Source organism: Streptomyces sp. NPDC101219 (assembly GCF_044767675.1).
GTDB lineage: Bacteria > Actinomycetota > Actinomycetes > Streptomycetales > Streptomycetaceae > Streptomyces.
Map to the genome: position 1 here is coordinate 246,768 of NZ_JBIWOK010000006.1, position 23,880 is coordinate 270,647.

The 23,880-nt window shown below is 73.2% G+C and carries 19 protein-coding genes; 11 read left to right on the forward strand and 8 right to left on the reverse strand.

The window, feature by feature from the left end; translation table 11 throughout:
* Positions 1 to 33 precede the first annotated feature (33 nt).
* Positions 34 to 2,448, forward strand: a complete 2,415-nt coding sequence (gene lon / locus ACIRPP_RS14140) for an endopeptidase La (RefSeq protein WP_403641673.1) — start codon at positions 34 to 36, stop codon at positions 2,446 to 2,448.
* A 137-nt stretch (positions 2,449 to 2,585) separates the two neighbouring features.
* Here the strand turns inward: lon and ACIRPP_RS14145 are convergent, their stop codons facing one another.
* Positions 2,586 to 3,449 (reverse strand): lysozyme, encoded by an 864-nt coding sequence (locus ACIRPP_RS14145; RefSeq protein WP_403641675.1) that lies wholly within the window; start codon positions 3,447 to 3,449, stop codon positions 2,586 to 2,588.
* A gap of 245 nt (positions 3,450 to 3,694) precedes the next feature.
* Here ACIRPP_RS14145 and ACIRPP_RS14150 point away from each other — a divergent pair, with 245 nt between their 5' ends.
* Positions 3,695 to 4,189, forward strand: a complete 495-nt coding sequence (locus ACIRPP_RS14150) for a MarR family winged helix-turn-helix transcriptional regulator (protein WP_403641678.1) — start codon at positions 3,695 to 3,697, stop codon at positions 4,187 to 4,189.
* Positions 4,190 to 4,290: 101 nt separating this feature from the next.
* Here the strand turns inward: ACIRPP_RS14150 and ACIRPP_RS14155 are convergent, their stop codons facing one another.
* Complete coding sequence (locus tag ACIRPP_RS14155) at positions 4,291 to 5,076, reverse strand: protein phosphatase 2C domain-containing protein (RefSeq protein ID WP_403641681.1); 786 nt, start codon at positions 5,074 to 5,076, stop codon at positions 4,291 to 4,293.
* A 407-nt stretch (positions 5,077 to 5,483) separates the two neighbouring features.
* Here ACIRPP_RS14155 and ACIRPP_RS14160 point away from each other — a divergent pair, with 407 nt between their 5' ends.
* Genes ACIRPP_RS14160 through ACIRPP_RS14180 form a run of 5 tightly spaced genes read left to right on the forward strand, consistent with a single transcriptional unit; the run spans position 5,484 to position 11,782 of the window.
* Positions 5,484 to 8,930 (forward strand): nitrate- and nitrite sensing domain-containing protein, encoded by a 3,447-nt coding sequence (locus ACIRPP_RS14160; protein WP_403641684.1) that lies wholly within the window; start codon positions 5,484 to 5,486, stop codon positions 8,928 to 8,930.
* Positions 8,927 to 9,430, forward strand: a complete 504-nt coding sequence (locus ACIRPP_RS14165) for a roadblock/LC7 domain-containing protein (RefSeq protein WP_403641687.1) — start codon at positions 8,927 to 8,929, stop codon at positions 9,428 to 9,430. The genes ACIRPP_RS14160 and ACIRPP_RS14165 overlap by 4 nt, the downstream gene beginning before the upstream one ends.
* A complete protein-coding gene (locus ACIRPP_RS14170) occupies positions 9,427 to 9,846 on the forward strand; it encodes a DUF742 domain-containing protein (protein ID WP_403641690.1) in 420 nt (139 codons plus the stop codon). The genes ACIRPP_RS14165 and ACIRPP_RS14170 overlap by 4 nt, the downstream gene beginning before the upstream one ends.
* Positions 9,827 to 10,465 (forward strand): ATP/GTP-binding protein, encoded by a 639-nt coding sequence (locus tag ACIRPP_RS14175; RefSeq protein WP_382962943.1) that lies wholly within the window; start codon positions 9,827 to 9,829, stop codon positions 10,463 to 10,465. Before ACIRPP_RS14170 ends, ACIRPP_RS14175 begins: the two co-directional genes overlap by 20 nt.
* A 30-nt stretch (positions 10,466 to 10,495) precedes the next feature.
* Positions 10,496 to 11,782 (forward strand): styrene monooxygenase/indole monooxygenase family protein, encoded by a 1,287-nt coding sequence (locus ACIRPP_RS14180; protein WP_403641693.1) that lies wholly within the window; start codon positions 10,496 to 10,498, stop codon positions 11,780 to 11,782.
* Here the strand turns inward: ACIRPP_RS14180 and ACIRPP_RS14185 are convergent.
* The 5 genes from ACIRPP_RS14185 to ACIRPP_RS14205 form a co-directional block, all read right to left on the reverse strand.
* Positions 11,722 to 12,948 (reverse strand): NlpC/P60 family protein, encoded by a 1,227-nt coding sequence (locus tag ACIRPP_RS14185; RefSeq protein ID WP_403641696.1) that lies wholly within the window; start codon positions 12,946 to 12,948, stop codon positions 11,722 to 11,724. The two genes, ACIRPP_RS14180 and ACIRPP_RS14185, sit on opposite strands and share 61 nt — an antisense overlap.
* Positions 12,949 to 13,051: 103 nt before the next feature.
* Positions 13,052 to 13,369 carry a hypothetical protein gene (locus ACIRPP_RS14190; RefSeq protein WP_164351516.1) on the reverse strand — a complete coding sequence of 106 codons (318 nt, stop codon included), beginning with the start codon at positions 13,367 to 13,369 and terminating at the stop codon, positions 13,052 to 13,054.
* A 335-nt stretch (positions 13,370 to 13,704) separates the two neighbouring features.
* Entirely contained in the window at positions 13,705 to 14,358 is a 654-nt protein-coding gene (locus ACIRPP_RS14195; protein ID WP_403641699.1) for a TetR/AcrR family transcriptional regulator, read from the reverse strand.
* A gap of 62 nt (positions 14,359 to 14,420) precedes the next feature.
* Entirely contained in the window at positions 14,421 to 15,359 is a 939-nt protein-coding gene (locus tag ACIRPP_RS14200; protein WP_403641702.1) for a diiron oxygenase, read from the reverse strand.
* Between the two features lie 183 nt (positions 15,360 to 15,542).
* On the reverse strand, positions 15,543 to 17,030 hold the full coding sequence (locus ACIRPP_RS14205) for an esterase/lipase family protein (RefSeq protein ID WP_403641705.1): 1,488 nt from the start codon (positions 17,028 to 17,030) through the stop codon (positions 15,543 to 15,545).
* An 18-nt stretch (positions 17,031 to 17,048) separates the two neighbouring features.
* Here ACIRPP_RS14205 and ACIRPP_RS14210 point away from each other — a divergent pair, with 18 nt between their 5' ends.
* The 4 genes from ACIRPP_RS14210 to ACIRPP_RS14225 all read left to right on the forward strand — a co-directional run bounded on the left by ACIRPP_RS14210 (position 17,049) and on the right by ACIRPP_RS14225 (position 23,234).
* Positions 17,049 to 19,154 carry an AAA family ATPase gene (locus ACIRPP_RS14210; protein WP_403641708.1) on the forward strand — a complete coding sequence of 702 codons (2,106 nt, stop codon included), beginning with the start codon at positions 17,049 to 17,051 and terminating at the stop codon, positions 19,152 to 19,154.
* Positions 19,147 to 21,414, forward strand: coding sequence for a WD40 repeat domain-containing protein (locus ACIRPP_RS14215; RefSeq protein WP_403641711.1), 2,268 nt, complete (start codon positions 19,147 to 19,149; stop codon positions 21,412 to 21,414). Before ACIRPP_RS14210 ends, ACIRPP_RS14215 begins: the two co-directional genes overlap by 8 nt.
* 261 nt (positions 21,415 to 21,675) lie before the next feature.
* Entirely contained in the window at positions 21,676 to 22,356 is a 681-nt protein-coding gene (locus ACIRPP_RS14220) for an RES domain-containing protein (RefSeq protein ID WP_403641714.1), read from the forward strand.
* Between the two features lie 488 nt (positions 22,357 to 22,844).
* On the forward strand, positions 22,845 to 23,234 hold the full coding sequence (locus ACIRPP_RS14225; RefSeq protein WP_164334142.1) for an XRE family transcriptional regulator: 390 nt from the start codon (positions 22,845 to 22,847) through the stop codon (positions 23,232 to 23,234).
* A gap of 114 nt (positions 23,235 to 23,348) precedes the next feature.
* Here ACIRPP_RS14225 and ACIRPP_RS14230 read toward each other — a convergent pair whose 3' ends face one another.
* Complete coding sequence (locus tag ACIRPP_RS14230) at positions 23,349 to 23,858, reverse strand: DUF3291 domain-containing protein (RefSeq protein ID WP_403641717.1); 510 nt, start codon at positions 23,856 to 23,858, stop codon at positions 23,349 to 23,351.
* Between the last annotated feature and the right edge of the window lie 22 nt (positions 23,859 to 23,880).

Genomic DNA, 23,880 nt, shown 5'->3' on the forward strand with positions numbered 1-23,880 from the left:
GTAGAACTCAACTTGACTGCCGAAGGGGAGATCATGGCTACTGAGTCCACACCGCTCGCCCTGCCCGTGCTGCCGCTCGACGACGAGGTCGTGCTGCCCGGGATGGTGGTCCCGCTGGACCTGAGCGACACCGACGTGCGCGCCGCGGTCGAGGCCGCCCAGGCCGCCGCCCGGTCCGCGCCCGGCAAGCCCCGGGTCCTGCTGGTTCCGCGCATCGACGGCACCTACGCCGGCACCGGCGTGCTGGGCACGGTCGAGCAGGTCGGACGACTGGCCGACGGCGACCCCGGCGCCCTGATTCGGGGCCGCGACCGCGTCCGCATCGGCGCCGGCACCACCGGGCCGGGCGCGGCGCTGTGGGTGGAGGGCACCCGCATCGAGGAGAGCGTGCCCGACCCCCTGCCGGGCCAGGTGGCCGAGCTGGTCAAGGAGTACAAGGCGCTGGCCACCGCATGGCTGCGCAAGCGCGGCGCCTGGCAGGTCGTGGACCGGGTCCAGGCCATCGACGACGTCTCCGCGCTCGCCGACAACTCCGGATACTCCCCGTTCCTGTCTACCGAGCAGAAGGTGGCCCTGCTGGAGACCGCCGACCCGGTGGCCCGGCTGAAGCTGGCCACCCAGCAGCTGCGCGACCACCTCGCCGAGCAGGACGTCGCCGAGTCCATCGCCAAGGACGTCCAGGAGGGCGTCGACAAGCAGCAGCGGGAGTTCCTGCTGCGCCGCCAGCTGGAGGCCGTCCGCAAGGAACTGCGCGAGCTGAACGGCGAGCAGGAGGGCGAGGAGTCCGACGACTACCGCGCCCGCGTCGAGGCCGCCGACCTGCCCGAGAAGGTCCGGGAGGCCGCCCTCAAGGAGGTCGACAAGCTGGAGCGCGCCTCCGACCAGTCGCCCGAGGGCTCCTGGATCCGCACCTGGCTCGACACCGTCCTCGAGATGCCGTGGAACGAGCACACCGAGGACGCCTACGACATCCGCGGCGCCCAGGCCGTGCTCGACGCCGAGCACGCGGGCCTGCAGGACGTCAAGGAGCGCATCACCGAGTACCTGGCGGTCCGCAAGCGACGCGCCGAGCGCGGACTCGGCGTGGTCGGCGGGCGCCGCGGCGGCGCCGTGCTCGCCCTGGTGGGCCCGCCCGGCGTCGGCAAGACCAGCCTCGGCGAGTCCGTCGCCCACGCCATGGGCCGCAAGTTCGTCCGGGTCGCCCTCGGCGGTGTCCGCGACGAGGCCGAGATCCGCGGCCACCGGCGCACCTACGTCGGCGCCCTGCCCGGCCGCATCGTGCGGGCCATCAAGGAGGCCGGGTCGATGAACCCGGTCGTCCTGCTCGACGAGATCGACAAGGTCGGCTCCGACTTCCGCGGCGACCCCTCGGCCGCCCTGCTGGAGGTCCTCGACCCGGCCCAGAACCACACCTTCCGGGACCACTACCTGGAGGTCGAACTGGACCTGTCCGACGTCGTCTTCCTCGCCACCGCCAACGTCCTGGAGGCCATCCCGGAGGCCCTGGCGGACCGCATGGAGATCGTCCGGCTGGACGGCTACACCGAGGACGAGAAGGTCGTCATCGCCCGCGACCACCTGCTCCCGCGTCAGCTGGAGCGCGCCGGACTGGCCGCCGACGAGGTGACGCTGGCGGAGGGCGCGCTGCGCAGGCTGGCCGGCGAGTACACCCGCGAGGCGGGCGTGCGGAATCTGGAGCGGTCCGTCGCCCGGCTGCTGCGCAAGGTCGCCGCCCAGCACGAACTGGGCGAGCGCGAGCTGCCCTTCACGGTGACCGAGGACGACCTGCGCGGTCTGATCGGACGGCCGCACCACGTGCCCGAGTCCGCCCAGGACCCGGCCGAGCGCCGCACCTCCGTGCCGGGCGTGGCGACCGGGCTCGCGGTGACCGGCGCGGGCGGCGACGTGCTCTACGTGGAGGCGTCCCTGGCCGACCCCGAGACGGGCGCCGCCGGGCTGACCCTGACCGGCCAGCTGGGTGACGTGATGAAGGAGTCCGCGCAGATCGCCCTGAGCTTCCTGCGCAGCCACGGCGCCGAGCTGGAGCTGCCGGTGGGCGACCTGAAGGACCGGGGAGCGCACATCCACTTCCCGGCGGGCGCGGTGCCCAAGGACGGCCCGAGCGCGGGCGTCACGATGACCACCGCGCTGGCCTCGCTGCTCTCCGGCCGCCTGGTCCGCACCGATGTGGCGATGACCGGCGAGGTCTCGCTGACCGGGCGGGTGCTGCCGATCGGCGGGGTGAAGCAGAAGCTGCTCGCGGCGCACCGGGCGGGGATCACCACGGTGATCATCCCCAAGCGCAACGAGCCCGACCTGGACGACGTGCCCGAGGAGGTGCTGGACAAGCTGGACGTCCACGCCGTCACGGACGTCCGCCAGGTCCTCGAGCTGGCGCTGGCGCCGGCCGCCCGCGGCGCCGCGCCGGAGGTTCCGGTCGCCGTGTGACGGCGGTGGCCGGACGCGGGAGGCCCGGGCTCCGTGAGGGAGGCCCGGGCCTCTCCGTGCGCCCGGACCTCCCCGGGCGGGCGCGGCTCAGCCCAGGGCGAGGGCGCGGACCCGGTCGACGGTGCCGCGGGCGCGGCTCAGCCCAGGGCGAGGGCGCGGACCCGGTCGACGGTGCCGTTGAACCGGTTGTGGTCGCCGACGGTCGGGCCGGTCGAGGTGTACTGCCACATCGTGTAGGCGCCCCAGCCGGCGGGCAGTTCGCCCACGGCGGAGGCGTACCGGGCGATCCACAGCGGGGTCGTGGCGGCGAAGCCCGCGTAGTTGCCGGTGCACTGCTTCCACCAGCTCGTCGCCGTGTAGATCACGGCGTGGCGTCCGGTGCGCGCCCGGTAGCGGTCCAGGAAGTCGCTGATCCAGCTCACCATCCCGCTGGGCGACTTGCCGTAGCAGGCGTCGCCGTACGGGTTCCACTCGATGTCGAGCGCGCCCGGCAGGGTCCGGCCGTCGGGGCTCCAGCCGCCGCCGTTGTCGACGAAGTAGTCGGCCTGGGCGGCGCCGCTGGCGGTGTCGGGGGTGGCGAAGTGGTAGGCGCCGCGGATCATGCCCACGTCGTAGGAGCCGTTGTACTGCTGCCCGAAGTAGGGGTTCCGGTAGTACGTGCCCTCGGTGGCCTTGACGAAGGCCCACTTCACTCCGCTGTTCCACAGCGTCTGCCAGGCGACGTTGCCCTGGTGGCTGGAGACGTCCACGCCCTCCGTCTGGGTGACGCGGTCGGTGGGCGGGGTGCCGTCGCGGCCGTCGTGGGCGACGACGCCCATGCCCATGTACGCGGACCCGCGCGGGGGAGAGACGGGGCCGGGTTCGTCGGCCAGGGCCGTGTGGGGGAGGGAGAGGAGCGCGAGCAGGGTCGCCGCCGCGACGGTCGTGCGGGAGGCGCGGGATATGCGGGGGGAGCCGGACGCGCCGGCGGCGCGCGACGCGCGGGTTCTGCGGAGGGGCATGGACGTGTCTCCGTAGGTCGGTGGGCCGGTGTGGGGTCGGGCCGAATCCGGAATGTGACCCACATCGCATGTTGTGGGCATGCCACCCAGGTGCCTGATAGAGAAGCTGCGCAGGGAGAACGCGGGGGTGGACGAAACGTCCGGAAGCTGCCGTTGGTCTACGCCTGCGAAATACTGGCCAAGCCGCGACGACGTCGCCACTTGGCGCGACACTCACCACCCGAAAGACCTAGGCAGGGGCTGACGTGCACGAAGACGGAATCGGCGGCGGTGACCAGGCCGCCACGCCGGCATCCGGAACCCACCTGGAACAGCCCGCATTCCTCGCCCTGGAACGGGAGTTGACGGTGCTGCTGCGACGCGCCCGGGCCAACCAGGGGGAGATGGCCCGCGAGGTGCACCCGGACCTGGAGTCCTCCGCCTACGGGCTGCTCGTCCGTCTGGATGAATGCGGCAAGCAGCGGGCCACCGAACTCGCCGCCTACATCGGCGTCGGCAAGGCCACGATGTCCCGGCAGCTCCATGCGCTCGAGGACCTCGGCCTCGTCGCCCGCGAACCCGACCCCGCCGACGGCCGGGCCTGGCTGGTCGCGCTGACCGAGGAGGGCCGCGACCGGGTCGGCCGGGTCCGCGAGGCCCGCCGCGCCCGCTACGCCGGCCGCCTCGCCCACTGGGACCCGGCCGAGGTCACGGAACTCGCCCGGCTGCTCGGCCGGCTCAACCAGGGGATGGAGAAGTAACCCGGCCTGCCCCTCGGCGTCCCGGCCTCACAGCTCCACGAGCATCCCGGCCGCGGGCCCGGCCTCACAGCTCCACGAGCATCCCCGCCGCGGGCCCGGCCTCACAGCTCCACGAACACCACGGTCGCGTCGTCGTGGGTCTTGCTCCCCCCCAGCAGCACCCGCTCCGTGTCCGCCCGCTCCCGTGCCCGCACCCGGTCCACCAGGACCTGCGCACCCTCCTTGCGGATCAGGGCCAGGCAGTCCGTCCAGTCGCCCTCGCCGAACCGGTCCACCCAGCGGGTGGCGCCGTCCGTCAGCGCGGCCAGGGAGCGCACCTCCTCGCGCGGCAGGGACCCGGTCACCGCCCGGGCGGACACCGACGGATCGGCCGCCGCCGTGAAGAAGCCGCCCTCCCGGTTGCGCACCGTGGCGTCCACCAGCGCGTCCGTCGCCAGCGCCGAGCGGGGGAGCAGGGCCAGCCGGTCGTCCAGCACGGCCGTGACCGCGCCGCCGGCCGACTCCACCAGCAGCGCCGAGTCGGAGAGCACCAGGTACTCCACCCGGCCCGGCGACCAGCGGGCCAGCACCACGGTTGCCTGCGGGGTGCGGGGGTGAGAAAGGTCACAGGTGTCGGCGTGGGCCGCGGCGGTCCGCGAGATCGCCCGGGCCAGCAGATCGGCCAGCGGCACGTCGGGCAGCGAAACGGTCAGTTCGGACAGGGCCCCGCCGAGGCGCGAGGTGAACCAGGGGACGGAATGGAGACAACCCGTGCCGTCCCGCGGCGGAGTGACCCCGTCCAGCACCACGAGGACACCGCCCTCCCCGGATGCGGGCAGGCCGACACTCGCGAAGTCCTCATTGGGGCGGCCCGCGTCCCCCGGCTCCGAAACCAGCTCAGTACGCATTCGGTCAGTCTGCACGAGCCCTTCACAACGGCCGCGAAAGGGCACCGATCCACCCCGGATCCCCACAGCGGCGCAGGTCAGGTGCCTGGTTTGGGGCGTAATGCAGCGCTGTGGAAAGGCGTGGCGGCGAATATTGCCACCGCCCGCCGCAGACGTCCAACCGGCGTACCGGCAAAGGCTCCTGCGCACGGCCACGGAACTTGCCCACCAACTCCCGTCCGATGTTCACTCCTTCGAGTGGCGGGTCAGGTGATGCTCTTTCCCTGCCCATTCCCGCTGGGAGGGTCGGGGCGTCGGGGGCGCCTAGCCGCCCGGGTGGAGTGGACGGCTCGGGGGAGGCGCGGACACGCCCGTTGACGGAGCGTCACCCGGACCCACGGGTACACGAGTCAGGAATGCGAGCACCGGTGCAGAAGACGCGGCCTCGTCGCCCAGGCAAGCAGCCGACCCCCACGGGGGACGCCGAGCAGACGCCCACCGTCGGCAGGGGCCGCCCCACCCACGTACGCAACCGGCTCATCGTGGCCGTCGCCGTGGTGGCCGCGGCGATCGCCGGCGCCGGGGCCCCGGGCGTGCTCGCGGCCTCCGGTGAACTCAGCGACTCCCAGGATCTGGTGACCCTCGCCGAGCAGACCCAGGACGCCCTCAGCCTCGCCCACTCCCTGGCGGACGAACGCGACGAGGTCACCTCCTACATCGCGGCCGGCCGCCCCCGCTCCAAGGCACCCTCCGAGCAGCACAGCGCCCGCGTCGACCGGCAGGTCGAGGAGATGCGCGCCGACTCGGACACCTCAGAGACCCTGCGCAAGGACCTCGACGCCGTCTCGACCCTGCGCAGAGCGGCGCTCACCGGCAAGAGCACCGCTCTCGAAGCGCACGAGGCCTACTCCGCCGCGATCACCGAACTGCACCGGCTCGCCGAACAGCTTGCCGACAAGACCCCGCCGCGCGCAGGCTCCGGCGCCCACTCCCTCGCCGAACTCGACACCGCCGTCCAGCAGGCCGCCGCCACCCGCGGACTGCTGCTCGCCGCCTTCAGCGTGCCGAGCACCGAACAGACCGTCATCGACCCCCTGACCGGAGCGGCGACCACCACCGCCGTGTCCTCGGAGGCCGACACCAAGCGGCGCGACCAGCTCACCGCCGCCGCCGTCGAGGCCCGCCTGCGCTCCGACGCCGCCCTCGCCGGATTCCGCGAGACCGCCCCCAAGGCGGCCCGCTCCTCCTACGACTCCACCGTCTCCGGCCACGAGGTCAACTCCGCCGAGAAGTACCTCGCGAAGCTCACCGACGCCCCCACCCTCTCCGACAGCGACCTCGCCACCAGCACGAAGAAGCTCGAGGCCGCGCTCACCGCCCGCGTCGAGACCATGCGCGGCGTCGAGTCGTCCCTCTACGAGAAGCGCAGCAAGGAACTCGCCCAGCTGCGCGACGACGACGTCACCGCCCTGGAGATCCGGATCGCCCTCCTCGGCGCCCTGATGCTGGTCGCCGTCGCCATCGCCACCGCGATGGCCCGCACCCTCACCCGCCCCCTGTCCGTGCTGCGCCGCGGCAGCGCGCGGCTCGCCGGGGCCGAGGACCCGGTCGCCGAGGACCCGATCACCTTCACCGGCCGCAACGACGAGTTCGCCCAGGTCGTCCGCTCCGTCAACGCCCTGCACGCGCACGCCGCCGGACTCGCCGAACGGGTCGCCACCCTGGAGGCCGACCGCAAGCACCTGGTCGGCCAGCGCCAGAAGATGGCCGACGCCCGCGAGGAACTGCGCGCCGAACTCGCCGAGTCGGCCGCCCACCTGGAACGCCTGCGCACCAGCATCGGCGGCACCTTCGTCAACCTCGCCCTGCGCACCCTCGGCCTGGTCGAACGCCAACTCGGCGTCATCGAGGGTCTTGAGGAGCGCGAGGACGACCCGGACCGGCTCGCCACCCTGTTCAAGCTGGACCACTTCGCCACCGTCATGCGCCGGCACAGCGAGAACCTCCTCGTCCTCGCCGGTACCGAACACGTCCAGCACACCGCCGGGCCGGTGCCGCTCGTCGACGTCGTCCGGGCCGCGGTCAGCGAGATCGAACGCTACGAACGCGTCCGCATCGCCGCACTGCCTCCCCACGCCCACATCGCCGGGTTCGCCGCCGACGACCTCTCCCACCTGCTCGCCGAACTCATGGAGAACGCCACCTCGTTCTCCCCGCCCGACCTGCCCGTCGAAGTCTCCGGCTGGCTGCTGGAGAACGGCGAGGTCATGCTCTCCGTCCAGGACGAGGGCATCGGCATGGCCGCCGACCGGCTGGAGCGGCTCAACGAGCGCCTGTCCGCGTTCGACCCCGAGGCACCCTACGAGCAGGAGGGCGAGGACGGCCTCGGCCTCGGCCTGTACGTCGTGGCCCGCCTCGCCCAGCGGCACGGGCTGCGGGTGAAGCTGCGGGAGCAGAAGCAGGGCGGGATCGCCGCGGTCGTCGTCGTGCCCCAGCCGCTGCTCGCCGACCCCTCCCCGGCCGCCGTGCCCGCCTCCGGCCCCGTCGCCGGCGGTACGCAGAGCTACTCCCTGGCGGGCGCGGACGCCGAGGCCAACTCCAACGTCCTGCACGGCCGCACGGAGAGCGACGACCCGCTCGTCGACCTCGCGGAGCAGGCCGTACGCCGGCAGCAGCCGGCGGTCGAGGAGCCAGCGGCCGAGGAACCGGGGGCCGAGGAACCGGGGGCGCAGGGCGCGGATGCGCCGGACGCCGAGAAGTCGGCGGCGCAGGGCGCGGACGCGCGTGACGCCGAGGAGCCGGCGGCGCAGGGCGCGGACGAGCAGGACGCCGGCGTGCGTGACGCGGACGTGTACGCGTCCGCGGTCGTCGGTGCGACGGACCGTGCCACCGACCGGACCGACGCGGGAGCGGCGGAGACCGGGGACGACGCGGCGACGCGCTTCGACGCCCACGCAACCGACGCCGACGCAACCGGCGCCCACGGCGCCGAGGTCGACGCAGCAGACGCCGACGGAACCGACGTCCGAACGCCGGAGCCCGCGGAGCGGGACGCGTCGGACCCCGTCGGCCACGGTGCGGCCGAGGACGACACCGACAGGCGGGACGCGGACGCGCAGGCGCCCGCCGAGGAGCGGGCCGCCGGTCACGACGCGCACGCCCGGCCGGACGCCGGTGCGCCGGAGACGGCGGAGCAGCGGCCCGGAACCGACCACGCCACCGGTGTCACCGCCGACACGGGCGACGCAGGCGACACGCGCGCCTCGGGCGCCGTCGACACGGCGGCCGAGTCCGACGACGTGCCGTCCGTCCCCGCGCAGCGGCCGGCCGAGATGACGATGGAGCTCCTGATCCCGGCTCCGTCCCGGCCCGGCGACGACCGCCCCGCCGGCCCGGAGGCCTCGCCGCCGGCCGCCGCGGGCGCCGGCCCCACGGACGCCGCCACCGACGCCACCACCGGCACCGACGCCACCACCGGCACCGCCACCGCCACCGCCCCCGGTCCCGACGCCGAGCACGCCCGTGTGCCCGACGGCCCGGCCGCGGAGGAGCCCGTGGCCGAGGAGCCGGTCACCGCGAAGGGCCTGCCCAAGCGCACACCCAGGATCACCGCACCCGCCGAAGCCCCGCGCCCGCGCACCGGTTCCGTCGACGCGGAGGCCCTGCGCCGCCGCCTCGGCGGCTTCCGCCGGGGGGCGGAGGCCGGATACCGGGACGTCGAGGCGGAGATCTCCGAGCAGACGGGACCCCACCGGGCCCCGTCCGCCACCGCACCGCAGCCGGCCCGCTCCCGGGACGCCGCCGACACCGGCGGCACCGGAGCAGCCGCGACCGAGGAAGCCACGGGGGGCACCGTCGAGGAGGCAAGCAGTTGACCGCGCCCAGTACCTTCGGACTGAGCAGTGAGGCCCGCAACCTGCACTGGCTGCTGACCAACCTCGTCGAGGAGGTGCCCGGCATCCTCTCCGTCGCGGTGGTCTCCTCCGACGGACTGCTGCTGCTCTCCTCCGACGCCGACCGCGTCACCGCCGCCCGCGCCGCGCGCAGCGAGCGGCGCACCGGCCCCCGCGGCTCCGCCGCCGACCTCGCGACCATCGTCTCCGGCATCGGCAGCCTCACCGTCGGCGCCGCCAAGCTGATGGACTCCGGGCCGGTCAAGCACACCATGGTCGCGATGGACGAGGGCAGCCTGTTCATCATGTCGATCAGTGACGGCTCCCTGCTCGGCGTCCACGGCTCCGCGGACTGCGACATGAGCGTCGTCGCCTACCACATGGCTCTTTTCGTGGGCCGGGCCGGCCACGTCCTCACCCCCGAACTCCGCCACGAACTGCGCCAGTCCCTGGAGACCGAGTCCACCGGGAGTCCCCGATGAGCAGTACGTCCAGGAAACAACTCCCGGTGCGCGGCGGTGACCGCAAACCCGCCCGCGTGCGCCCCTACTCCCTCACCGGGGGCCGGACCCGCTTCGGCCACGTCCTGCTCGTCGAGACGTTCGTCGCGAGCACGGCCGCCCTGGAGGCCCCCGAGGAGCGCAGGGAACTGACGAGCGGTGGGCTGTCGGCGGTCATGCCGGAGAGCCGGGCCATCGTCGAACTGTGCCGCCGGATGCGGACGGTGGCCGAGATCGCCGCGCTGCTCAGGATGCCGCTCGGCGTGGTCCGGGTCCTCCTCAGCGACCTCGCGGACCAGGGAAGGATCCGTGTCTACGGAACGGGAACCGGCCACGGCACGGGCCGTCCCGACCGCGCGCTGCTGGAAAGGGTGTTGAGTGGACTCCGTCGTCTCTGACGCCGCCCGAGGTGTCTCCCCGCTCGTCGAGGGCGACGAGCCCCTGCTGCCCTGGCAGGCGGACCCCACCCGGGCGCCGGTCGCCACCAAGATAGTCGTGGCCGGCGGCTTCGGCGTCGGCAAGACCACCCTCGTCACCGCCGTCTCGGAGATCACGCCCCTGCAGACCGAGGCGCTGATGACCGAGGCGAGCGAGGACACCGACGACCTCACCGCCACGCCGGAGAAGCTCACCACCACGGTGGCCATGGACTTCGGCCGCATCACGCTCGACGACGACCTGGTGCTCTACCTCTTCGGCACCCCCGGTCAGCAGCGGTTCTGGTTCATGTGGGACGACCTGGTGCGCGGCGCGATCGGCGCGGTCGTCCTCGCCGACACCCGGCGGCTGAAGGACTGCTGGCCGGCCCTGGACTACTTCGAGAGCTGCGGACTGCCGTACGTGGTCGCCGTCAACCACTTCGACGGCAGCGAGCGGTTCGAACCGGAGGACGTGCGGGAGGCGTTGACGATCCCCGCGCACATCCCCGTCATGATCATGGACGCGCGCCGCCGGATCTCTGCCATCGAGACCCTGTTGTCCCTCGTGGGCCACGCGCTCGACGAAACCCCCGAGTAGACGAAACCCCCGAGTAGGAAGTCACCCCGTATGCGGAAGATACTCGTCGTCGGAGCCGGCCAGTCCGGGCTCCAGCTCGCCCTCGGCCTCCAGTCGCACGGGTACGAGGTCACCCTGATGTCGAACCGGACCGCGGACGAGATACGCACCGGCCGGGTGATGTCGACGCAGTGCATGTTCCACACCGCGCTGCAGCACGAGCGCGACCTCCAGCTGAACTTCTGGGAGTCGCAGGCCCCGAAGATCCGCGGCCTGGGCGTCTCGGTCGCCGCCCCCGGCTCCCACGACCCCGGCCCCACGCAGCGCGCCATCAACTGGCTGGGCCTGCTTGACGGGTACGCGCAGTCCGTGGACCAGCGCGTGAAGATGGCCGGCTGGATGGAGACCTTCGCGCAGCGCGGCGGCCAACTCGTCATCCACGGCGTGGCCGTCGGCGACCTCGACTACTTCTCCCGCACCTACGACCTGGTGCTCGTTTCCGCCGGCAAGGGCGAACTGGTCCAGATGTTCGGCCGCGACGCCGGACGCTCCCCGTACAGCGAGCCGCAGCGCGCCCTCGCCGTCGCCTACGTGCACGGACTCGCGCCCCGCCCGGAGCACCCCGACACCGAGGCCGTCCGCTGCAACGTGGTCCCCGGCGTCGGCGAGATGTTCATCATGCCGACCCTCACCACCACCGGCCGCGCGGACATCCTGTTCTGGGAGGGCCTCCCCGGCGGCCCGCTGGACGCCTTCAAGGACGTCAAGGACCCGGGCGAGCACCTCTCCCTGACCCTGGACCTGATGAAGACGTTCCTCCCCTGGGAGTACGAGCGCACCTCCGGCGTGGAACTGACCGACGCGGGCGGCACGCTCGCCGGACGCTACGCCCCCACCGTCCGCAACCCCGTCGGCCGGCTGCCCGGCGGCGGGAGCGTCCTCGGCGTCGCCGACGTCGTCGTGGCCAACGACCCGATCACCGGGCAGGGCTCCAACTCGGCGTCCAAGTGCGCCGCCTCCTACCTCGCGTCCATCATCGAACACGGCGACAAGCCGTTCGACGAGACCTGGATGCAGCAGACGTTCGACCGGTACTGGGAGACCGCCCGCCACGTCACCAAGTGGACGAACGCAATGCTGGCCCCGCCGCCCGAGCACGTGCTGAACCTGTTCGGCGCGGGCGGCCAGTACCAGGAGGTCGCCGACCGCTTCGTCAACTGCTTCGACGACCCGTCCGACCTGGAGAACTTCTTCTTCGACCCGGCCAAGGCGGACGCCTACCTGGCCGAGGTCGCGGGCAGCGCGGCCGGTCCCGCCGGCGCGCCCGCCCCCGCGTAACCCTCGTCGGACCCCTCCGTCGCCCCCTCGGGGAGCTCGGGCGGCTCGTAGTGCCGCAGGGGCTCCCCGTCCGGGTCGGGGCGCACCGCGCCCAGCACCGGGTTCGCGGCGATGGGGGAGACCTTCACCCGGGCACCGGGACGGGGCGCCTGCACCACCATCCCGTCGCCCAGGTACAGGGCCACGTGCGTGGCCTCGGGGAAGTACACGACGAGATCCCCGGGCCGCAGCCGGTCCAGCGGCACGCGTTCCAGCTCCGCCCACTGCTCCTGGCTGGTCCGCGGGACCGGCGCCCCGGCCGCGGCCCACGCCTCGGACGTCAGCCCCGAGCAGTCGTAGGCCGCCGGGCCCTCCGCACCCCACTCGTAGGGCTTGCCGATCTGCTCGACGGCGTACCGCACGGCCCGCTCGCCCGCCCCGGTCGGGGTGCGGGCGGGCCCGGGCGCGCCCAGAGCGCCGGAGGCCAGGAACTCCTCCTGCCGCTCGGCCGTCCGCGTCCGCTCCAGCTCGGCGAGGGCGGCCAGCTCCCCGGCGCTGAGCGAGGCGAGCAGTTCCTCGACCTCACCGAGCCGCCGGCGCACCTCGTCGCGCTGCTCGCGGTGGCGTGCGGCGAGGACCTGCTGGTCGTCGAGGGCCTTGCGGGCACGGCGGGCGAGCGCGGCGGCCCGCTTCTCGCCGGCGGTCAGCCGGCCCACCGTCTCGGTCCGCTCCCGCGCCACCCGGCCGATCACGTGCCGCTGCTCCAGCGCGCGCTGCGGGTCGCGGGCGAGCAGCAGCCGCAGATACGGGGAGAGGTCCGAGCTGCTCTGGTACTGCTGCCGGGCCAGCCGTCCCGCCGCGCCGCGGCTGTCGTGCAGGGCCAGCCTCGCCCGGGCGAGGGCGCGGTCCAGCCGGGCGGTCTCCACGCGCTGTTTCCTCAGCCGTTCCTCGGTGGCGTTGTAGGTCTCGGTGGCCTTCCCCGCCTCGCGGTACAGCTCCTGAAGATCCGTCAGCAGCGCGGCGACCGACCGCCCGCCGGGATCCTCGCCCTCCGCGGCCCCGGGACCGGTGCCGGTGTCCGCGGGGGCCGGGGGCGGCTCCGGCAGGGCCGTCGCGGGCAGCGGCACGAGGACCGTCCCGGCCGCCAGTGCCGCCGTGCACACCAGACGCAGCAGCCTTCCTGACACGTCATCACCTCCGATCCGGGGCGGCTTCTCCGCTCCGCATCGCGAGCATCAGACGGTCCTGCGCGGCCCGCGCGCCGGGTGTGCGCGGTTCGGCGCAACGGGGTCACCCGTGCGCGTCGTCCGGCTTGCCCGGCGGCGTGGCGTCCGGACCGGCGGCCGGCCGGGACCACGGCCACCGCGGCCGGCCCGCCGACCGGTCCGGATCGGGGTCGTACACGTACTTCCACCCCCGGGTCAGCCCCGTCCGTCCGCTGTGCGCGCGGGGCGTCCGCCGGTAGACCAGGACGGTCTCCGGGCCGCCGTCCGGCGCGGGGACGGGGATGCGGTACGTCTTGGGCGGGTGCCCGGTCATGCCCAGCAGCACGGGCAGGACACGGCCGTCCATGGGCCCGCCCTCGAAGGGGGTGTCTTGGCTCTTCACGGCACCAGTGTCCGTCATCCGCCCGCCCGGCCCGCGTCCGCCGCCCGCCCGGGGACCGCGTGGGGCCTGTGTCCGCCGCCCGCCCGGCGACGGTGCCGGCCTGTGTCCGCCGCCCGCCCGGCGACGGTGGCCTGTGTCCGCCGCCCGCCCGGCGACGGTGCCGGCCCGCGTCCGCCGCCCGCCCGGGGACCGCGTGGGGCCCGTGTGCGCCGCCCGCCCGGGGACGGTGGCCTGTGTCCGCCGCCCGCCCGGGGACCGGCGTCGGGTCCGTGTCCGCCGCTCGCCCGGCGACCGCGGCGGGCCCGTGTCCGCCGTCCGCCAGGGACCGGTGCCGGTCAGCCGTCGGCGGCCAGGGCCCGGACCAGTTCCTCGGTCTGCGGGTCGCGCCGCCCGGTCACCTCCAGGCCCGCCACGAACTGCTCGACCAGCCAGTCCCGCAGCTCCCCGGCCGGGGGCTGCTTGTCCTCGTCGAGCCAGATCAGCGAGGCCGCCTCCACGGCGGTGATCCACATCCGGATCGTCATCCGCAGCCGGGGCCCGGCCTCGGCGACCCCCAGGTGGCTCAGGATGTGCTCGGCGGCGGCCCGGCGCACGCCGTCCACGATCGCGGTCGTACGGGAGGTCTCCACGACGCTGCCGCCCTGGAGCAGCGCGCTGAACCCCGCGCCGTGCTCGTCCACGAAGGTCAGGTACCGGTCCAGGGCCCGGGACAGCCGGGGCAGCCGCGGGCCCTCGTGCGGCTCGTCGAAGCAGTGCCGCAGCTCGTCGGCCGCGGACCCGAGGGCCGCCTCGTACAGCTGCTGCTTGCCGCCGGGGAAGTACCGGTACACCAGGGGCCGCGACACGCCCGCCGCCTCCGCCACGTCGTCCAGGGAGACGTCCTCGGGGGCGCTGTGGGCGAAGAGGGACAGTGCGGCGTCGAGGAGCTGACTGCGGCGCTCCTCGACGCTGAGCCGCCGGTAGGCGGGGGTGGGGGCCTGCGGGGTCATGCCCCGCAGCGTAACCGCCGGGCCGCGGAACCCGCCCGTGGCGTCCCTTCCGGGCCTCCCCCCTACGCCAGCAGCCCGGACGACTTCCACAGGCGCCGTCCCACGCCGCGCAGCACGCCGATGTCGTCCAGGAAGTCCGTGAGCCGCTTCGAGCCCTGCTGCATCACGTCCCGCCGGTGTCCGCTCGCCTTCACCTGGGCGAGGGCCTCGCGCTTGTCGAGGCCGACATTGGTATAGACGTCCGGGTTCACGAAGGCCACCGAGAAGACCCGCGCGAACTCCCCGGAGGTGATCCGGGTGAACTCCTGCGACCACTTCGGCGCGGTCACCATCTGGCGCCGCAGCTCCTCACGCGCGTACCGCACGTGACGGGCCTCCTCGACGACGTGGATGCGCGTGACGCCGCGGATCAGCGGCTGGACGCGCTCGTCGGGGAAGGTCAGCCGCTGCATCCAGTCGAGCACCTCCTCGCCCAGCAGGGTGGCCGTGAAGGAGCCCGGGGTGGTGGAGATCGTCTTGAACAGCCGGCCGAGCTGCTGGTGGACGCGGCTCACCGGGTACCAGGGGGTGCCGCCGTGGGTGATCAGCCGGGCGAACATCTTGGAGTGCCGGCACTCGTCCTCGATCTCGGTGAGCGCGTACCGCACGTGGGCGCTCGTCGCGGCCTTGTCGTAGATGTGCCGCACCAGCAGCTGCATGAGGATGATCTCGAACCAGATGCCGAGCGAGGCGAGGGCCGCGGCCTCGTGCTGGGACAGCAGGATGCGCTGCTCCTCGCTCATCCGCTTCCACAGCGGGGTGTCGTACAGGGACACCAGCTCGGGAGGCCAGAACCACTTGCCCTCCTCGAAGGGCGCCTCCCAGTCCAGCTCCTTGTCCGGGTCGAAGGAGTGCTTGGCGGAAGAGTCGAGCAGCCGCTGGGCGACCTGCTCGCGGTCCTTGAGCAGGCCGAGCGCGTCCCGCAGACCGTCCAGCGCGTCGGCTTCCGTCAGGGTCGTCATGGCGGTTCCACCTCATGGGCGTCTTGGGTTACCGGTGGTTCACCCCACTTATGAGACTGCCTGTCAGCAAGGTCGTCAATCCCTCCGGCACGACTTGTTGACGAACGGTCTATCCGGCGGGCGCCTCCACCCCGCCGGCCGGGCCGGCCATCCGCCCCGGGGTGTCCTGTGCCGCCCGCGACGTCAGTCCCGCGTGCCGTCCCCGTCCTCGCGTCCGGCGAAGACGAGCTGGGTCACTGTCGGACCGGTCTCGGACCGGGCGGTGATGCGGTACAGCCCCTCGCCGGGAAGGGTGACCCCGGCGTGCAGCCGGTCGTCGTCGCCCGCCTCCAGGCGGACGGGCCGGCGCCAGTCCCCCTCGGCCGCGGCGACGACGCACTCGACCTGCGCGGGGTCGTCGGTGCCGGTGACGCAGCAGTCCCACGCCGTGCCCGGCCCGACGAAGTCGGGGACGTTCAGGCCGATGCCGTCCTCCGCCTGATCGGGGCCGAGGTGGTCGTCCTCCAGGAGGAAGTCGGCGACGATCCGGCGGGCTTCACGGCCCTGGGCGATGGCGCCGTGCTGGGCGAACACCGGAACGGTCCGGCGCAGCAGCGACGCCGACCCGCGGTGGACCGTGCCGTCGCCCCACACGCGGTAGCGGAGCGGAGCGCCGTTGGCATCGCGCTTGACCTCCCCGTCCCCGTCGGTACGGAAGCAGTACTCGGAGGCGTGGACGACACCGTCGACGAGCCTCAGGGACTGGACGGTGTCCTGGCGGATGCCGACGACGGGCCGCTGGCGGGGGAGTTCGTGCGCGTACAGGGAGCTGAAGAAGCCCTCCGAGGCCGCTGCGAGGTCCTTGTCCCCGCCGAGGTCGGCGACATCGACGGCGGTGAGGCGGCGGACGTCAAGACCGTCCTCCAGGCAGAGGAACCGGGGGAGGAGTTCGTGCACGGCGGGCATGGTGGCCGCCGCGCGGGCTAGGCGGGTGTGGGGGAGCGGCAGGGGCCCTCCCTGCCGGGCGTTGAGGATGTTCGCGGCCACCACGGATCCCTGGAAGGGGGTGCCGAGGGTCATGACGCCCCGGGTGTCGGCCGGCAGATCCCGGTCGCCGCCCAGGGTCAGGGCCGTGTACGTGACGAGGCCGCCCATGGAGTGGGCGACGAAGACCAGACGGGCCGGCCGTTCGTCGACCGCCTGCCGACGGGCCGCCGCCTGGGCCGGGTGGGCGAGCCAGCGCTGGAGGTGGGCGCGCGCCTCCTCGGCCAGACGGCGCCCGTTGACCTCGATGGACAGCCGCCAGTCGTAGGGGAACGTCATGACCGCGTCGGGGTGTGCCGTGGTGTTCTCCACGGTGCGGACGAGGGCGTGGTAGGGCTCGACACCGCGCAGGAACGGGCTCCAGGCCGGGGTCCGCAGCAGACGTCGTGCCCGGACGCGGCTGTGGTCGCCGGCCCGCTCCTCGTCGGTGAGCCGCAGCGGAGCGAGCCCGTCGCGGGTCAGCCAGGCCCTGCCGAGCCAACTGCCGTTCGCCAGGCCCCAGATCGTCCTGCCGGCGACGGTGTCGTACAGTTCGCTGCCCATGATGCCCGGGACGATGACGACGGCGTCGTGCGTGACGGCCGGTACCAGGCCGGGTTCGGTGTGCGGAAGGGAAGTTGGAAGGGTCCCGCCCCCGGAGTGGTTCATGACTGTCACACTAGTGACATGCTGGACACGGGGGGTGACGTTCGGGACGGTCTCCCGGGCGCGGCTGACGAGGAGCCGGGAGAGCGGGTTCTCCTGACCGTCGCCGTCCGCGACTACGACGACGAGGACAACGCCGAGGAGTTCGCCGAGGGCATCGACCGGCAACTGGACGCGGTGCGCACGTGGTGGGGGACGCCGGGACCGCTCCCCCCTTTCCGTCAGGTCGAACCGCCGGCACTGCGGCACCGGGACGACGTCGAGGACTTCCTGCGCCGGGAGAACGTCCGCGAACTGCGCGGCCTCGCCCTGACCCTGTTCATCACCGGCCACGGCATCGCCGCCTCAGCGGACACCCATTTCCTGCGGCTGCCCGCCACGGAGGAGCGACGCCCCCTGGCCACGGCCGTGCGCACGGCCGACGTCATCGCCGCGGCCCTGGACTCGCACGTCGAGAACGTCCTCGTGATCGTGAACACGTGCTTCGCGGGCAACCTGCAGTCCGATCTGGCCGCCGTGCACAAGGAGATCAGCGCGAGCCGCCTGGCGTCGGCCCGGATCGACGTGCTGGGCACCTGCGGCATCAAGACCAAGATCGAGGTCCTGCGGTTCCCGACCTTGTTGCAGGACGCGCTCCGGTACCTGCGGCGCACGGCCGGCATCACCACGCCGCACCTCAGCGTGCCGGAGTTCATGCACGAGTACGCCCGCCACCTGCCTCCGGCGGAATCGAAGAGGTTCAAACTCCAGCATCTGATCCAGGCGGGCGACCACGAGCCGTCCCCGTGCCTGCCCAATCCCGGCTATGTCCACGTCCCGGGGCGGTCCGCGGCCGTCGAGCAGGGGGCGCTGTCGGCGGAGTACTGGCTGGACCGGGCGACGGGAAGGCCGCAGGAGCACGACTCCAACTGGTACTTCCGCGGACGTGAGGAACTGAACCGCAGAGTCGCCGCGTTCCTCGGTCCCCGGTCACCGCGGGGTGTGCTGCTGATCAGCGGCTGCGCGGGCAGTGGAAAATCGGCCGTGCTGGCACGCGCCGTCACCCTGAGCAACCCGGCGTTCCGGCGGACGCCGCTGTTCATCACGGCCGCGGGCCTCTCGCCCGAGGACACGGTCCCGCCGGAAGGCGCGGTGACGGCCGCCGTGCCGGCCCGGAACCTCAACGCGGCCCGGGTGGCGGGTGACCTGCTGGTGGCCCTGGGGGTGACCAGGAAGGAGGTCGAGGCCACCGACGACCCGGTCGCGGTGTGGTCGCAGCAGCTCCAGGACCATGTACGCACGTGCGGAAGTCCGGTGACCATCGTCCTCGACGGGCTGGACGAGGCCCACGAGCAGGCCCGGATCATCGGCGACGTCCTCGCCCCGCTCGCCCCTTACTGCGGAACGCTGGTCCCCGGCACGCGCCGGCCGTCCGAACCCGGCTTGCCCGCCGTGCGCCTGCTGGTCGGTGTCCGCGCCAGCCGGACGGTCGACGACGCCCCGCACCTGCCCCGGGACGACGGCCCCGGACTGCTGCAGGCGCTGCGGCACGCGTTTCCCGCCGCGCGGGTGGAGCACACCGACGGCGCCGGAAGCAGAACGGACATGGCGCTCTACCTCGAAGCCCTGATCGGCGACGCTCTCGACTCCGACGCCGTCGACGAGGTGGTGCCACGCGTGGTGGACGTGGTGTGGCCCTCGTTCATCGACGCCCGGCTGGCCGGGGACCAGTTGCGCAGGGCGGACGATCCCCTGGCGCTGGCCCGCAGCGAGGACTGGTACAAGAAGACCCTGACGAGCGGCATCCGCGGCCTGCTCCAGCGCGACCTGAAACTGGCCGAGGCCGACGGACTGCCCCCGCAGTACGCCCTGGCCCTCCTGAAGGCCGCCGCCTTCGCCAAGGGACAGGGCGTGCCGCGGGGCGAGGTCTGGCCGGCCATCGCCGGAGTCTTCCTCTCCCCGCACACGCTGGACGCCGGGCAGTGGGACCGGATGATCGAGAAGCTGCTCGGCAGCCGGCTGAACGGCTACCTGGCCCAGGCCGTCGAGGACGACCGGCGCGTGTACCGGCCGGCGCACGAGGAGCTGGCGGACGTGCTGCTCGACCCCGACACCGACCTGCTGGCCGAGGAGGGGCCGGATGCCTGACACACCGGAGGACCGCCAGGCCGAGATCCAGCGGCGGATCGCGGCGGCCCTGCTGGACCTGGTGCCCAGCGACCCCACCATCGCCCCCCACCCCTACCTGCGCCGCCATCTGGCCGCGCATGCGGCGGAGGGCCACGTCCTGGACGACCACCATGTGCCGCCGGCCCTGCTCGCCTGGGAGAGCAGCGCAGGCGTGGCCCGGCTCCTCGCGGCCGGGGGCGAGGGAGCGCCGAGCCGGCCCTGGCTGCAGACCTGGGCCGCACTGGAGCCCGTCGCGCGGGGCACGGGCCCACTGTCCCGGCTGGCCAGCATGGTGCTGTCCGTCCCCTTCTCGCCGGAGCGGCCCGGAACCACCGCACGGCCCACGCTGGACTCGGTCCCGGTGACGCCGCTGTGGAGCGACATCGCCCGGCCCACCCCGGCGTGGACGGCCGGCCGGACCGAGGTGACGTCCCTGGCCACGGTCCTCGACGCCGCCGGCGAACCTGCCGCGGTCGCGGCGGGGGACGCGTCCGGCACCGTGCGCGTCCTGCACCTGGACGGCCGGCCGGCGCACACCCCGATCAAGGTCCACTCCGGTGCCGTCAGCCATCTGGTCGCGCTCAAGGGCGGGCTGGTCGTCACAGCCGGGACCGACGGCTGCGTGGCGGCGGTCGACGCCGTGGGCGGCAGACTCGTCCGCAACGTCGTCGTGTGCCGGGAACGGACCTGGGTGAGTTCCCTGACCTGTCACCGGCAGCAGGGCCGGCTCCCGCGGGTGCTGGCGGCCTTCAGCGACGGCACGGTCACCGCCTTCGACACCGGCCGGTTCCGCCCGCACGAGGTCCCCGTACCACCGTTGCGCGACCGCCGGGCCGTCCTGTGCGCCGTGGGCATGCCGGATGGAAGGGACCGGGTGCTGTTCACCGAGGACGCCACCGTGTCCTGGTCGGACGGGAAGGCCTCGGCCGTGCACTCGCGGCACGCCGGGCGGGTCCGCGCCCTGCTGGCCCTGCCCCGGCCCGGTACCTACGCCGTGGCCGACGAGAGCGGCAGCGTCTCGCTGTGCGATCTGACCGTCCGCGACGCCGTCACCTCGATGGGCCGGCACGCGGCGCCCGTCACCTCCCTGCTGCTCACCTCCCACGAGCGGCGCCCGGCCCTGGTGTCCGGCGCGGGCGACGGAACCCTGCGCCTGTGGCGGCTGCCGGGGCTGACCCCCGTCGAGGGTGTCCTGCCCGCGCACCGCGCACCGGTGACCGCCCTGACCGCGGTGCCCGGCTCCGCCCACGGCAAGGTCCTGTCCGCGGGCGCGGACCGCATCGTCCGGGCCTGGACCGCCGACCGGGAGACCTTCGGGCAGCCACCCCGGACCTGGAACGACGTCACCGCCGGGGCGCTGTCCCCCGCACCGCCGCACCTGCTGGCCGTGGCCCGGGCGTCGCGGGTCGTCGTACGGGACCTCGCGGCCGACCGGCAGCTCACCCTGCTCAAGGGGCACCGGGTCGCCGCCCTCGCCTGGCCGCGGGTCGCCGGGCGGCTCCTGCTGGCCGCCGCCCTGGCCGACCACAGCATCGTGTGCGTCGACCCCGGGACCCGGCAGCCGACCGGCACACCGATGGAGGGCCACCACCTGCCCGTCCGGGCCCTGGTGGCCCTGCCGTCCGCGCACGGCGACCTGCTGGCCAGCGGGAGCGCCGACGGCCGGGTCTGCGTGTGGCAGCCGGCCACCGGCGAACTGGTGAAGGACCTTCCCGACCACCGGTTCACCGTCCGGTGCCTGGCCACCCATCAGGGGCGCGGGGTGAGTCTCCTGGGGTCCGGCGGCAGCGACGGCAACATCAGGATCTGGAACGCCGACACCTTGGAGCAGGACGGACCCACCCTGAAATGTGATCAGGACATCATCAACGACCTGGCGTTCCTCGCCCCGGACGACGGCGGACTGCTCGTCGCCGCGGCCGGACAGGATGGCACCCTGAAGCTCTGGGACGTGCACACGGGACGGGCGGTGCGACAACTGCAGTGCGACGACGGGGCCCTCGGAGCCGTGACGGTGGTGCGCCTGCCGGGGGAACGGACCGCTCTCGCAGCGACGGGAGCGACCGGCATCCACATCTGGGACGCCGACACGGCGCGCCCCCTGCTGCGGATCGCGACCGGTTCACCCGTGCACACCCTCAAGGCGGTGCAGGGCCCGCGCGATGTCGAGTCCTCCGTCCTGCTGGCCGCCGGAGAGGCTGGAACCATGGCATTCCGGTTGCATCACGACCGGCTGTGATCCGTGCGCCGTCCCCGTGCTTCAACGCTCCGCCCGTGCGCCGCAGCAGATGCCCGGGAACGTCGTCCGCCCCGGGCGCGCGGCGAGAGAATCTTTCCTCCACGCCGGTCGAACCGGTCAACTCCTTTTCCGTCACTGCGCACAGCGAGGATCCATGACTGCGCCGTTAGCCGGCCCGCTCGCCGCTCCTTCCCGCCCTCTGCCCGTACCTGGGACGACACGGCCGGAAAGGACCACGACCAGCGGACAGGAGCAGCCGCGATGACCCTGCTGCCCGTCACCGTCAGGGCTGCCCCGGACGACGGAGTGTGGCGTCTGGGGTGGGTGGACGCCCCCATCAGGTACAACCAGGTCGAGCCGGAGACCTTCGAGGGTTCGTCGGCCGGCCGCTACAGCCTCTTCTCGTACGGAACGCTCTACTGCGCCTCCCAGCCGGCCGGCTGCTACGCCGAGGGCCTGGCCAATTTCCGGCTGTCCCCGATGGTCCGCCGGCTGATGGCGGGCACCGCCCCAGGGCCCGGACAGATGGCGTTGCGGGACATCCCCTCCAGTTGGCGCGACGACCGGATCCTCGTGCGTCTCGTCCCGGTCCACCGGGCGCAGTTCCTCGACCTGGAGACGGAGGAGACGAGGGCCGTGCTGGCCCGGGAGCTTTGCACCGAACTGCGGGCCTTCGACATCGAGGGCCCACTGACCGACGAGCACCTGCACGGCAGGGACCGGAACGTCACCCGCCAGATCGCGGCGTGGGCGGTCAGCCGGCGCAATCAGGACCAGCACCAGCTCTTCCAGGGGCTCACCTACCGCTCCAGCTACGGAGGCCGGCGCTGCTGGGCCGTCTGGCGGGACACGGAGCTGAAGGAGGTCGAGCGGCGGCCCATCCAGGTCGAGGACCCGGCGCTGCGGGAAGTCGCCGAGGAGTACGGCCTGACGGTCAGATGAGCGGATCGTCATGCGGTCGTACGGGGCGTAGCCCGTTCAGGTCGTCCAGCGCGACCGGTGGCAGGTTATTGCCACTTGTTGCATCCGGAGGAAACCGCAGCTCACGCCCTTCCTTGGTCGCCAAAGGTGGTAATTGAGGGTGTTTTGAAGGGGCAAAAGCATAGAGTGAGCGCACCGTAAACGGGTAGGCTGACCACACAACGCACCGGAGGAGCACGCATGTTGAGCAGTGCACGACAGATAGGTCGACCCTTACGAGCGGCCCCGCGGCACCGGCCAGGCGCAACGAGCACATCCCTCATCGTGCTTGTCCCCTCATGGTTGACGTGGTGCGCTGCGCGAAGCAGCCGACCGGACACGAGCGAGCACGGCATGCCTCGCAGCGGCCGCAGGATCCGTCCGGTCCTCACAGCACACACAGCCTTAGCGCCTTGAGCGCGATGCGTCCTTCGCTGCTGCCCAACGGCCGGCGGGGAAACGAGGAGACCATGCAGACTCAGCGAGAGTCCACCGCGGAAGCCGAGGCCCGCGCCCTGCGCGACATGGCCGAGCAGACACCGGCCGAGATGGCCCGCTTCCTGCAGGACACCTTCAGCCAGCGAGTTGTCGCTTACATCGCAGGCATCGAAGACCACAAGCAGGTGGGCCGGTGGGCCAGGGGCCTGAACACCCCACGCATCGACTCCGAGAACCGCCTGCGTGCCGCCTGCCAGGTCTTCCACTTCATCGCCAACTGCGAGAACCCCCACATCGCGCGCGCCTGGATGATGGGCATGAACCCCCAGCTGGACGACGCCTCCCCGATCGAGGCCATCAGCGAAGGCCGCCAGAAGGAAGTCATGGCCGCGGCCCGCTCCTTCCAGCGCGGCGACCTGTGACGCACCCCTGATCGCTGTCGCCGCCGCACCCGACCCGACGGGTCCGCCCCGGTTCCGGAGCAAGGCGGCAGGCTTGGAGCGTCGTGCGGCAGACTGCCGAACGGCGGGACGTCCCTAGACCGCCGAGCAGCCCAGCCCTTCCGGTACCTCGCTCGCCACCGGTGCCGGCGCTTCCGCCGGGAAGGGCGTCCGGAGGGTGAAGGCGTACGGGGTGGGGCCGTGGGCGCGCAGGTGGAGGATGCGGTCCTCCGCCTCCTCCACCGTCGGGCGGTGGCCCGCCGGGACCCACCACAGGGCGACCATGGCCTCCTCGATCCGTGCGAAGAACTCGCGCCGGCGGGCGAGCATCTCGCGGTGGCGGCCCCGGTACATGAACGCCGTGAGCGCCTTCAGGTCGCGCCACACCGACATGTTGACGATCAGCCACGTGTCCCCGAACACCGGCACGTCCGTCGCGTCGCCCGCGTCCCCCACCAGGCGCCACACGAAGCCGTCGGCGGCCTCGGCGGCCGCGTTCACCGGGTCGAGGGCGTCGACGAAGTCCTTGAGCTGCGGGGAGTCCAACGGGGCGAGCAGACGGGCGATGTTCACCTGGGCGAGTTCGTGGGCAGCGGTGTCGGTCATGCAGCGGACGGTAAGCCGGGAG